At 60.7% G+C, this 12,262-nt stretch carries 8 protein-coding genes; 6 read left to right on the plus strand and 2 right to left on the minus strand.

Annotation, left to right across the window (positions count from 1 at the left end; genetic code table 11):
• The first annotated feature begins 231 nt into the window (after positions 1 to 231).
• Positions 232 to 2,877, plus strand: a complete 2,646-nt coding sequence (gene aceE / locus PKE98_RS18045) for a pyruvate dehydrogenase (acetyl-transferring), homodimeric type (protein WP_271196712.1) — start codon at positions 232 to 234, stop codon at positions 2,875 to 2,877.
• 12 nt (positions 2,878 to 2,889) lie between these two features.
• A complete protein-coding gene (aceF, locus tag PKE98_RS18050) occupies positions 2,890 to 4,530 on the plus strand; it encodes a dihydrolipoyllysine-residue acetyltransferase (protein WP_271196713.1) in 1,641 nt (546 codons plus the stop codon).
• 279 nt (positions 4,531 to 4,809) lie between these two features.
• On the opposite strand, the gene PKE98_RS18055 is transcribed toward aceF, so the two are convergent.
• The gene (locus PKE98_RS18055) at positions 4,810 to 5,343 is read right to left on the minus strand and encodes a hypothetical protein (protein WP_271196714.1); all 534 of its coding nucleotides are present in this window, start codon (positions 5,341 to 5,343) and stop codon (positions 4,810 to 4,812) included.
• Positions 5,344 to 5,408: 65 nt separating this feature from the next.
• Between PKE98_RS18055 and PKE98_RS18060 the strand changes: the two genes are divergently transcribed.
• The 4 genes from PKE98_RS18060 to PKE98_RS18075 all read left to right on the plus strand — a co-directional run bounded on the left by PKE98_RS18060 (position 5,409) and on the right by PKE98_RS18075 (position 11,361).
• Positions 5,409 to 8,105 (plus strand): putative bifunctional diguanylate cyclase/phosphodiesterase, encoded by a 2,697-nt coding sequence (locus PKE98_RS18060; RefSeq protein WP_271196715.1) that lies wholly within the window; start codon positions 5,409 to 5,411, stop codon positions 8,103 to 8,105.
• Between the two features lie 83 nt (positions 8,106 to 8,188).
• Entirely contained in the window at positions 8,189 to 8,833 is a 645-nt protein-coding gene (msrA, locus tag PKE98_RS18065; protein WP_271196716.1) for a peptide-methionine (S)-S-oxide reductase MsrA, read from the plus strand.
• 157 nt (positions 8,834 to 8,990) lie between these two features.
• Positions 8,991 to 10,007 carry a DctP family TRAP transporter solute-binding subunit gene (locus tag PKE98_RS18070; RefSeq protein ID WP_271196717.1) on the plus strand — a complete coding sequence of 339 codons (1,017 nt, stop codon included), beginning with the start codon at positions 8,991 to 8,993 and terminating at the stop codon, positions 10,005 to 10,007.
• Between the two features lie 88 nt (positions 10,008 to 10,095).
• Positions 10,096 to 11,361 carry a cyclic di-GMP phosphodiesterase gene (locus PKE98_RS18075; protein ID WP_271196718.1) on the plus strand — a complete coding sequence of 422 codons (1,266 nt, stop codon included), beginning with the start codon at positions 10,096 to 10,098 and terminating at the stop codon, positions 11,359 to 11,361.
• A 40-nt stretch (positions 11,362 to 11,401) separates the two neighbouring features.
• On the opposite strand, the gene PKE98_RS18080 is transcribed toward PKE98_RS18075, so the two are convergent.
• Complete coding sequence (locus PKE98_RS18080) at positions 11,402 to 12,238, minus strand: 23S rRNA (adenine(2030)-N(6))-methyltransferase RlmJ (RefSeq protein WP_271196719.1); 837 nt, start codon at positions 12,236 to 12,238, stop codon at positions 11,402 to 11,404.
• Between the last annotated feature and the right edge of the window lie 24 nt (positions 12,239 to 12,262).

Below are 12,262 nucleotides of genomic sequence, written 5' to 3' on the forward strand. Positions count from 1 at the left end.
ACCCCGCTCTGAGGCCCGGATTGTCGCGATTCTTTCGTTTTAATGTGTACACAATGTAGTTTTACTACGAAAGAATGTGTCCCAAGGGCTGAAACGTCCGTCGATTTGTAGTAAAACTACACGCGGCCGGTCCTACCTCCGGTAAATCCAAGAATTTACGTGCCCGCCCATAAGGCCGGCAACGAACACAAGGTTTTCGATTCTGGAAGCCTTTCCGCCATGGAGCAAGCCATGCAAGACCTCGATCCCGTCGAAACCCAGGAATGGCTGGACGCGCTTGAATCCGTCCTAGACCGTGAAGGTGAAGACCGCGCTCATTACCTGATGACCCGCATGGGCGAACTCGCCACCCGCAGCGGTGCGCAACTGCCCTACGCCATCACCACGCCGTACCGCAACACCATCCCCGTCACCCACGAAGCACGCATGCCTGGCGACCTGTTCATGGAACGCCGCATTCGCTCGTTGGTACGTTGGAACGCTCTGGCCATGGTAATGCGCACCAACCTGCGCGACTCGGACCTGGGTGGCCACATCTCCAGCTTCGCCTCCAGCGCCACGCTGTATGACATTGGCTTCAACTACTTCTTCCAGGCCCCGACCGACGAGCACGGCGGCGACCTGATCTACTTCCAGGGCCACGCCTCACCCGGCGTTTACGCCCGTGCCTTTATGGAAGGGCGCATCAGCGAAGACCAGATGAACAACTTCCGTCAGGAAGTGGACGGTAACGGCCTGTCGTCTTACCCGCACCCGTGGCTGATGCCGGACTTCTGGCAGTTCCCTACCGTTTCCATGGGCCTTGGCCCGATCCAGGCGATTTACCAGGCACGCTTTATGAAGTACCTGGAAAGCCGTGGTTTTATTCCGGCTGGCAAGCAGAAAGTCTGGTGTTTCATGGGCGACGGCGAGTGCGACGAGCCGGAATCGCTCGGCGCCATTTCCCTGGCTGGCCGCGAAAAACTCGACAACCTGATCTTCGTCATCAACTGCAACCTGCAGCGCCTCGACGGCCCGGTGCGTGGTAACGGCAAGATCATCCAGGAACTCGAAGGCGTGTTCCGTGGCGCGCAGTGGAACGTAAACAAAGTCGTGTGGGGCCGCTTCTGGGACCCACTGCTGGCCAAAGACACCGACGGCATCCTGCAACGCCGCATGGACGAAGTCATCGACGGCGAGTACCAGAACTACAAAGCCAAAGACGGCGCGTTTGTGCGTGAGCACTTCTTCAACTCGCCAGAACTCAAGGCGATGGTTGCCGATCTGTCCGACGACGAAATCTGGAAGCTCAACCGCGGCGGCCACGACCCGTACAAGGTCTATGCGGCCTACCACCAGGCGGTCAACCATAAAGAGCAGCCGACCGTCATTCTGGCCAAAACCATCAAGGGTTATGGCACAGGTGCCGGCGAAGCCAAAAACACCGCGCACAACACCAAGAAAGTCGATGTCGACAGCCTGAAGAAATTCCGCGACCGCTTCGATATTCCGGTCAAGGACGAAGAGCTGGAAAACCTGCCGTTCTTCAAACCCGAAGAAGGCAGTGCCGAGGCCCGTTACCTGAGCGAGCGCCGCGCCGCCCTCGGTGGTTTTGTGCCTCAGCGCCGCGCCAAGAGCTTCAGCGTGCCGACCCCGCCACTGGAAAGCCTCAAGGCCATTCTGGACGGCAGCGGCGACCGCGAAATCTCCACCACCATGGCCTTCGTGCGCATCCTGTCGCAGTTGGTCAAGGACAAGGAAATCGGCCAGCGCATCGTGCCGATCATTCCGGACGAAGCCCGTACCTTCGGTATGGAAGGCATGTTCCGTCAGCTCGGTATCTACTCCTCGGTCGGCCAGCTCTACGAGCCGGTGGATAAAGACCAGGTGATGTTCTACCGCGAAGACAAGAAGGGCCAGATTCTCGAGGAAGGCATCAACGAAGCCGGCGCCATGTCGTCCTTCATTGCCGCCGGTACGTCGTACTCCAGCCACAACCAGCCGATGCTGCCGTTCTACATCTTCTATTCGATGTTCGGTTTCCAGCGTATTGGCGACCTGGCCTGGGCCGCTGGCGACAGCCGCACCCGTGGCTTCCTGATTGGCGGTACTGCCGGGCGCACCACCCTCAACGGTGAAGGCCTGCAGCACGAAGACGGTCACAGCCATATGCTGGCCGGCACCATCCCCAATTGCCGCACCTATGACCCCACCTACGGCTACGAGCTGGCGGTGATCATTCAGGACGGCATGAAGAAGATGACCGAAGAGCAACAGGACGTTTTCTACTACATCACCGTGATGAACGAGTCCTACGCCCAGCCAGCCATTCCGGCCGGCGTGGAAGAAGGCATCGTCAAGGGCATGTACCTGCTCGAAGAAGACAAGCGCGACGCGGCGCACCACGTGCAGTTGCTGGGTTCCGGCACCATCCTGCGCGAAGTGCGTGAAGCGGCGAAAATCCTGCGTGAGGAGTTCAACATCGGCGCCGATGTGTGGAGCGTTACCAGCTTCAACGAACTGCGCCGTGATGGCCTGGCCGTGGAACGCAGCAACCGTCTGAAACCGGGGCAGAAGCCGAAGAAAACCTACGTGGAAGAATGCCTGGGTGGCCGCAAGGGCCCGGTCATTGCCTCTACCGACTACATGAAGCTGTTCGCCGAACAGATTCGCCAGTGGGTACCGGTCAAGGAATACAAAGTGTTGGGCACCGACGGTTTCGGCCGTAGCGACAGCCGCAAGAAGCTGCGTCACTTCTTCGAAGTAGACCGTCACTTCGTGGTGCTGGCAGCCCTGGAAGCCCTGGCTGACCGTGGTGATATCGAACCGAAAGTGGTGGCAGAAGCCATCGTCAAGTTCGGCATCAACCCGGAAAAACTCAACCCACTGGACTGCTAAGGGAGCGCTTAAATGAGTGAATTAATTCGCGTACCTGACATTGGCAGCGGTGAAGGTGAAGTTATCGAACTGATGGTGAAAGTGGGCGATCGGATTGAAGCCGATCAAAGCCTGCTGACCCTCGAGTCGGACAAAGCCAGCATGGAAATCCCCGCGCCGAAAGCCGGCGTGGTGAAAAGCCTGAAGGTCAAACTCGGCGATCGCCTGAAAGAAGGCGATGAGCTGCTGGAATTGGAAGTGGACGGCGCTGAAGCAGCGCCGGCCGCTGCCGAACCTGCTGCCAAGGCCGAAGCCGCGCCCGCTGCTGAACCGGCCAAAGCGGCCGAGCCTGCGCCTGCCGCCGCGCCAGCCGCTGCTACCAGCAGCTCGGTTCAGGACATCCACGTGCCGGATATCGGCTCGTCAGGCAAAGCCAAGATCATCGAATTGCTGGTAAAAGTCGGTGACACGGTGCAAGCCGAGCAATCGCTGCTGGTGCTGGAGTCTGACAAGGCCAGCATGGAAATCCCCTCGCCGGCTGCCGGCGTGGTGGAAAGCCTGAGCGTGAAGCTGGACGACGAAGTCGGCACCGGCGACCTGATTCTGAAACTGAAAGTGGCAGGTAGCGCACCGGCTGCAGCGCCTGCACCAGCAGCAGCTCCTGCCGCTAAAGAAGAAGCCGCGCCAGCTCCAGCAACTGCCGCACCCGCCAAGGCTGAAGCGGCACCAGCGGTGCCCGCAGCCCCGGCCAAAGACGGTGCCAAAACCCACGCAGGCCCGGCGGTTCGCCAACTGGCTCGCGAGTTCGGCGTTGAGCTGAGCGCGGTGACTGCCAGCGGTCCGCATGGTCGTGTGCTCAAAGAAGACGTGCAGGTCTACGTCAAAGCCATGATGCAGAAGGCCAAGGAAGCACCGGCTGCCGGCGCTACCGGTGGTGCAGGCATTCCGCCGGTTCCGGAAGTCGATTTCAGCCGCTTTGGTGAAATTGAAGAAGTGCCAATGACCCGCCTGATGCAGGTCGGCGCCGCCAACCTGCACCGCAGCTGGCTCAATGTGCCGCACGTTACCCAGTTTGATTCGGCCGATATCACCGAGCTCGAAGCCTTCCGCATTGCGCAGAAAGCCGTCGCCGAGAAAGCGGGCGTCAAGCTCACCGTGCTGCCGCTGCTGCTCAAGGCCTGCGCCTACCTGCTCAAGGAACTGCCAGACTTCAACAGCTCCCTGGCGCCGTCGGGCAAAGCGATCATCCGCAAGAAATACGTGAACATCGGCTTTGCCGTGGACACTCCGGACGGTCTGCTGGTGCCGGTCATCAAGGACGTCGACAAGAAGAGCTTGCTGCAACTGGCTGCCGAAGCCGCAGAACTGGCGGAAAAAGCGCGCACCAAGAAGCTCTCGGCCGACGCCATGCAAGGCGCCTGCTTCACCATTTCCAGCCTCGGGCATATTGGCGGCACCGGCTTCACGCCGATCGTCAACGCACCGGAAGTGGCGATCCTCGGGGTTTCCAAGGCCACCATGCAGCCAGTTTGGGACGGTAAAGCGTTCCAGCCAAAACTGATGCTGCCGCTGTCCTTGTCTTACGACCACCGCGTGATCAATGGTGCCGCTGCCGCTCGCTTCACCAAACGTCTGAGCGACGTACTGGGCGATATCCGCACCATGCTGCTGTAAGGCGTTAACGCTTCAATATTTCGGGCATGCCACGCTCGTACCTCAGCCCCGCCGATTGGCGGGGTTTTTTTTGCGTGTTTTTTCACGGGAAAACAACACACTCAAACCCGACATCCGTCATTCCAGCGCAGGCTGGGATCCAGAATCCTGGAGAGGACGAGCAATGGGGTTCGACACTGCATTCTGGGTCCCAGCCTACGCTGGGACGACGGTGGAAACCTTGCCAGGTCAGGCGTAGGGCGAATATCCGCGCAGCGGATATCCGCCGATACCAGGAAATCAGCCGCGCTGAAGATTACGCAACAAGAACGACAACGCTTTGGCCAGCTCCGCCGCGCCCTGATGATCACGGCGAATGGTCAGCCACGGGCTGCCATCCTGGGGGTTTTTCAGTACGCAGGTGCGCTCGGTCGGCGGGCAGTCGTATTTGATATACGGGTCCACACCAAATACCTCCAGCCGCTGGTTGCGCACTTCCAGCTTTACGCCTTCGGCCTCACGGGTTTTCTGCTGAATCAGCAGCTCCCCCGGCGCGCCGACGCTCAGTTGATACACCTGGTCATGGCGGTCAGGCTGGCCCACCTGAAAAGCGGCGCGCACGGCATAGGTGTCGAGCAGCTCGTTGCTTTGCGCCAACAGCGCCTGGCGCTCGTCATTGGTGAGGTACAAATGCTTGAGTTCATTGAGGTAGCGGGCCTGTTCGGCACCACTCAATTGAGCCTGCGGCTGCGCCGCTTGCGCAGCAGACGCAGCCAGCAAGATAGAGGCGAGCGCAGGCAATATTTCCAGCCGCCTTGTCAGTCGTGTTCGCATGATGCACCCTTACCGAAGAAGTGGCCCCGAGCCACTCGTTCAGCATACTGGAAGCGAGTCTCCCGATGAAAAGCCATACCGATGCCGCCAGCCGTCCGGCGGTCGAGGTTGTGACGCAGTTGCCAGTGCCTTCGCGGCTCGGCATGTTGCGTTTCGAGCGGCTTAATGAGGCCAGCTGGACGCTTTTATTCCTCGATTCCTCCTGCGAAGCCCAACTGGGCCTGGCCGCCGGTGAACTTTGCGGCTTGATCGGCTCGCCCTACGCCAGCCTCATGGAGCCCGAAGAACGCTACCAGTTGCACGACACCATTCAGCTGCAACTCAAAGACAGCCCGCACTACAAAGTGCATTACAAGCTGCACACGCCCCTGGGCGTCCTGCACCTGGTGGAGCTTGGCGAAGCCTTCAAGCAACACGGCCGGCAGCTGCTACGCGGTTATCTCCTGTCGGCGGAGGAACCGGTTTTCCCCGACCGCCAGCCGCAACAGTCCGAACTGCAAATCCAGAACAGCCGCCTGCAAGCCTCCCTCGAACTCTATCAACGCTCCCAGGAAGAACACCTGCAGCACCTGGTACGCAGCCGCGCCCAGCAGAGCATGATCGTGCGCCTGGCGCGCCATCGTTACAGCTCCGACAACCAGGTATTCGAGGCCGCACAACTGATCACCAAGGCCGCCTGCGAGACGTTCAACGTCGCCCGCGCCAGCCTCTGGCACCTGCGCCAGGAAATGCTCGACCCCATCACCATGTTCAGCACCGACATCGGCCAGCACGAACTGCCCACGCCGATCAACGCCAGCAAATACCCGCACTACCTTGCCGCCCTTCACAGCGGCCGCGCCATCGATGCCCACAGCGCCATGCGCGACCCGCGCACCCGCGAGCTGGCCGAAACCCACCTGTTGCCCCGTGGCGTGACCGCCATGCTTGATGCCAGCGTGCGCGTGGCCGGTGAAGTGGTGGCGGTGCTGTGCCTGGAGCACGTGGGTACCGAGCGCGTGTGGCAAGCCGATGAAATTGCCTTTGCCGGCGAGCTCGCCGACCAGTTCGCCCATGCCATGGTCAACCAGCAACGGCGCAGTGCCAACAGTGAGCTGCAACTGTTCCGCCGCGCCGTGGAGCAGAGCGCCAGCGCGTTTTTGCTGATCGACCGCGAAGGCATCGTCGAATACGTCAACCCGAGCTTTACCGCCATCACCCTGTTCAGCCCGGATGAAGTACAGGGCAGGCGTTTGTCCGACCTGCCCGCCCTCGCCAACCTCAGCGACCTGCTGTTCGATGCCCACTCCAACCTCGCCCAGCAAAACAGCTGGCACGGCGAGTTCCGCAGCCGGCGCAAGAGCCTGGAGCCCTACTGGGGCCACCTGTCGATTTCCAAGGTATATGGCGGCGACGGCGAGCTGACGCACTACATCGGCATTTACGAAGACATCACCCAGAGCAAGTTGGCCCAGCAGCGCATCGAGCGCCTGGCTTATACCGACAACCTCACCCGCCTGGGCAACCGCCCGGCGTTTATCCGCAGCATGGAAGAGCGTTTCTCCGCCCACAGCGAGAAACCCACCAGCCTGCTGTTGGTGGATATCGACAACTTCAAACGCATCAACGACAGCCTCGGCCATCAGACCGGCGACAAGCTGCTTATGAGTCTGGCCCGGCGCCTGCGCAACAGCCTGAACGCCAATAACAGCCTGGCGCGCTTTGCCAGTAACGAATTCGCCGTGCTGCTGGATAACTGCGACATCGCCGAAGGCCAGCGCATTGCCGGGCAAATTTTGCAGACCCTGGATAAACCGCTGTTCGTCGACAACCAGCTGATTAGTGTCACCGGTTCGGTCGGCCTGGCCTGCGCGCCGCTGCATGGCGAAGACTCCCACACGTTGATGAAACACGCGGGCCTGGCGCTGCACAAAGCCAAGGCCAACGGTAAACACCAGGTGCAGGTGTTTACCGAGACGCTGAACGCCGAGGCCAACTACAAGCTGTTTGTGGAAAACAACCTGCGCCGCGCCCTGACCCAGAACGAGCTGGAAGTGTTCTACCAGCCCAAGCTCGACCTGCGCAGCGGCCACCTAACCGGCATGGAAGCGCTGCTGCGCTGGAACCATCCGGAAAAAGGCATGATCAACCCGGACCAATTTATCAGCGTGGCCGAAGACACCGGCCTGATCATTCCCATCGGCAAATGGGTGGCGCGCCAGGCGTGCCGCATGAGCAAGCAGCTCACCGCCCTGGGGCTGGGCGATATTCAGGTGGCCATCAACCTGTCGCCCAAGCAGTTCTCCGACCCCGACCTGGTGGGCTCCATCGCCGATATTCTCGAAGAGGAACAGCTGCCGGCGTACCTGTTGGAACTGGAACTGACCGAGAGCCTGCTGCTGGAAGCCACCGACGACACCCGCCAACAGCTCAACCGCCTGAAGAGCCTGGGCCTGACCCTGGCCATGGACGACTTCGGCACCGGCTATTCGTCGCTCAGTTACCTGAAGAAATTCCCCATCGATGTCATCAAGATCGATCGCAGCTTTATCAAAGACATCCCGGACAATCAGGACGACATGGAAATCACCTCTGCGGTGATCGCCATGGCCCACAACCTCAAGCTCAAAGTCGTGGCCGAAGGCATCGAGAACTCCGCCCAGTTAAGCTTCCTGCGCCGGCACAAATGCGATACCGGCCAGGGTTATCTGTTTGACCGGCCCATTCCCGGCCGCGACCTGCTGGAAAGCCTGCGCCGCTACCCGTGCCGACCGGCGACCTGATTCTGTTGTAACGCTGGCCCTTGCAATCGGTCCACTGCAACACCACAACTGCAAAACCCATCTGTTAACCCAAGGAGCCTGCCATGGTGCTGCGTTCGCAAATTCTCGCCCACAAGCTCGACCTGCCCACCGCAGAGCAAGCCCTGCCCGGCCGTGAAAGCCCAATGCCGGTGCCGGAGCAGCACTTCGTCAACGGCAACCCGCTGCAGGGCCCATTCCCCGCAGGCCTGGAAACGGCCATTTTCGGCCTAGGTTGTTTCTGGGGTGCCGAACGGCGTTTCTGGCAGCAGCCCGGCGTGTACAGCACCGCCGTGGGTTACGCCGGCGGCCATACGCCCAACCCTACCTACGATGAAACCTGCTCGGGCCTGACCGGCCACAGCGAAGTGGTGCTGGTGGTGTTCGACCCGAAAGTGACCAGCTATGAAGCGCTGCTGAAAGTGTTCTGGGAAGCCCACAACCCGACCCAGGGCATGCGCCAGGGCAACGACGTCGGCAGCCAGTACCGCTCGGCCATCTACGCCACCAGCCCGGCTCAGCTCGATGCTGCGCTGACCAGCCAGGTGGCCTTCCAGAAGCAACTGGAAGCGGCCGGCTTTGGCGCCATCACCACTGAAATCATCGAAGCGCCGGCCTTCTATTACGCCGAGGCGTACCACCAGCAGTACTTGGCCAAGAACCCAAATGGCTACTGCGGGCTGGGTGGCACCGGCGTTTGCCTGCTGTAAAGGCACCTGCACCGGTCTTGACTGCCCACAGTCTCGACCGGTTCACGCCCTGGCGAACGTCTAAGTGCTGCTGTAACACACAAGTTGTAGGATGACTCTCTGCCAGCTGCCATGCCGGTGCCGCACCGCACGCGACTATAAAAAAGAGAGAATCCGCATGAACACGTTTAGCCTCGGGCGTAGCCGCCTGGTCGTAGGTTTTTCCGCACTGCTCGGTTTCGCCAACACCGCGCTCGCCGACGACGCCCCCATCGTCATCAAGTTTTCCCACGTTGTCGCTGAAAACACGCCCAAGGGCGAAGGCGCATTGCTGTTTAAAAAGTTCGCCGAAGAGCGCCTGCCGGGCAAAGTGAAGGTCGAGATTTACCCCAATTCCAGCCTGTACGGCGATGCAGATGAGCTGCAGGCTCTGCGCGATAACAAGTTGCAGATCCTCGCGCCGTCACTGGCCAAGTTCGGTGAGTACAACAAGCAACTGCAAATCTTCGACCTGCCGTTTCTGTTCGACGACCTTGAAGCCGTGAACCGCTTCCAGCAGCGCGCGAAGGGCCGTCAATTGCTCTCCGGCATGCAGAAAAGCAACATCACGGGCCTGGCCTATTGGCACAACGGCATGAAGCAGTTGTCGGCTATCAAACCGCTGAACAACCCCGCCGACGCCGAGGGCCTGGCTTTTCGCATTCAGCCCTCCCCCATCATCGAAAGCCAATTCACGGCCCTCGGCGCCACGCCGGTAAAACTGCCATTCGCCGCCACCCTGCAAGCGCTCAAAGACGGCCAGGTGCAGGGCACCGAGAATACCTGGTCGAATATTTACAGCCAGCAATACGCCCAGGTGCAGCCGTACATCATGGAAACCAACCACGGCGTGCTCGACTACATGCTGGTGACCAACACGCAGTTCTGGTACGCCATTCCCCATGCCACGCGCACCGAGCTGGAAGACATTATTGAGAAGGTGACCTTTCTGGTGAATAACGCCGCCGAGGCGCAAAACGTCTTGGCGCGCCAGCAACTGACCCAGGGCAAAACCCACGTCATCACGCTCACCGACCAGGAACGCAGCAGCTGGCGCGCGGCCATGCAACCGGTGTGGAAAGAGTACGAAGCGGTGATCGGCGCCGACCTTATTAAGGCCGCCCAGCAGGTCAACCGAAAAAATGCAGCGAAGTAAAGCTGGCTGTTAGCCATTAGGCGGGTCACAGCCCGCCGTTGGCACGCTAGACTTAGGGGCAAATAACCAGTGGCCCCATGAGCCCGGCATGCCAGATTCCAAAAAACTGCTCGTCCCCGAACAACTGTGCGTCGGCCTCTATGTTCAGCTTGACCTGAATTGGTGGGAGCACGACTTCGCGTTCAATAGCTTCAAAATCAAGGACCAGGCCCAGCTCGACGCGCTGCTCGCCCTCGGCTTGCCGCAGGTGCGCTACGACCCGGCCAAGAGCGACTGCCTGCCCCTGCCCCACCCCGACGAACTGCCCCCGGTTATCGTTGAAGAGCCACCGCCTCCGCCCGCGCCGCCCACCGCCGAAGAACTGGCTGCCCAGGCCCGCGCGGTCAAACTGAGCAAGCTGCGCAAACGTCTGTCCGAGGTGGACCGCAAGTTCATCCACACCAGCCAGTTGGTCAAGGAACTCACCCAAACCCTGCACCGCGCGCCCGAGGATGTGGTAAAGCAGGCCGGTGAGGTGGTTCGCGAACTCGTCGGCACCATGATGGCCGAGGACGGCGTGGTACTGCACACCATCAACGGCAAGGCAGCCGAAGACGCCTACTCCCATGCGCTGAACGTGACTGTGCTGTCGATGATGCTCGGCCGCCAACTGGGCTATGACAGTGAAGCCTGCCACTCGCTGGGCCTGGGCGCGCTGCTGCACGATATCGGCAAGATGGATGTGCCCAGCAAGGTACTGCTCAAAACCGAGCCGCTAAACCGCCCGGAACTGCAGTTTTTGCAGATGCACCCCGAGTTCGGTCGCCGCCGGGGGCAGAAGCTGATGCTCGATGACGAGGTGCTGCGCATCATCTACGAGCACCACGAATATTGTGACGGTAGCGGCTACCCGAACAAACTGCACGAGGCCAGCATCGGCCGCCTGAGCCGCGTGGTATGCATCACCAATCACTTCGACAACCTGTGCAACCCGAACAACCCTCGCGATGCCATCAGCCCGCACGAGGCGCTGGCGCGAATGTTCAACCAGCACAAGGAACGCTTCGACCAGGTCGCGCTAAAGGCTTTTATCCGTTGCATGGGCGTGTACCCGCCGGGCAGCCTGGTGCAATTGCAGGACGGCCGTTACGGCCTGGTACTGGGCATGCACCCGACCCTGCCGCTCAAGCCAACGCTGATTCTGTACGAAGCGGCCATTCCCAAAAGCGAGGCGCTGATCGTCAATCTTGAGCAGGAGCCGGAGTTGGCGATTGCCAAGAGCGTGCGGGCCTCGGAGCTGGATGAGGCGGCGCGCGAGTATTTGAACCCACGCCAGCAAGTGAGCTATTACGTGGATCCGAAGCGGCCGAAATAGCACCCGCTCCTACGAATAATCGAACGTCCACACCGTTCGATTATTCGGCGATCAACCAATCCAACCGCCAATTCCCCTCGCTTTGCGCCAGGCTCTTGGCCAGCCACGGCAGCAATTCTTTCAGTTCGTCTTCCAGCCCCCAGGGTGCATTGGCAATCACCAAGCCCGAGCCGGTCAGGCGCGTGGCGTCGTCGGGGCTGTGCACAAACAATTCGGCACGCAGCAGTTTCGGCGCTGTGGATTTGCTCAGGCCCTGGTAGAAACGCTTGAGCTGACGCTCATCCTTGATCGGGTACCAGATGGCGACTATGGTCTGGCGCATGCGGCTGATGCTTTCGTTCAGCGCGGTGATGCAGCGGTCCAGCTCGTCGCTCTGCTCGAACGGCGGGTCGATCAGCAGCAGCGCGCGCTTCTCGGCCACCGGCAACAAAGCGCGCGGCACATGCCAGCCTTCGCCCAGGTGCACGGCCACGCGGCGGTCGCCGCGCATGTTTTCTTTCAATAGCTGGCCGTCTTGCGGGTGCTTTTCGTTGAGCAGCACGCGGTCCTGGTCGCGGGTCAGTTGACGGGCAAGTTCCGGAGAGCCTGGGTAGTAGCGCAGTTCGCCGTCGGGGTTCATGGCCTTGAGCACGTCGAAATAGTCATCAGTGCTGGCCGGCAGGTCGTCGGCATTCCACAGGCGGGCGATGCCTTCCTGCCATTCCCCGGTGCGGCTGGCTTCATCGCCTTTAAGATCGTAGAGGCCCAGGCCCGCGTGGCTGTCCAGGCACACGAACGGAGCTTCCTTGCGCGCCAGCAAGGCAATAATGCGGCTGATGATCAGGTGTTTGAGCACGTCGGCATGGTTGCCGGCGTGGAAGGCGTGGCGGTAATTCATCGTGCAAGGTCCTCGGGCGCGCTT

Origin of the sequence: Pseudomonas turukhanskensis, from assembly GCF_027922365.1 — a bacterium.
Lineage (GTDB): Bacteria > Pseudomonadota > Gammaproteobacteria > Pseudomonadales > Pseudomonadaceae > Aquipseudomonas > Aquipseudomonas turukhanskensis.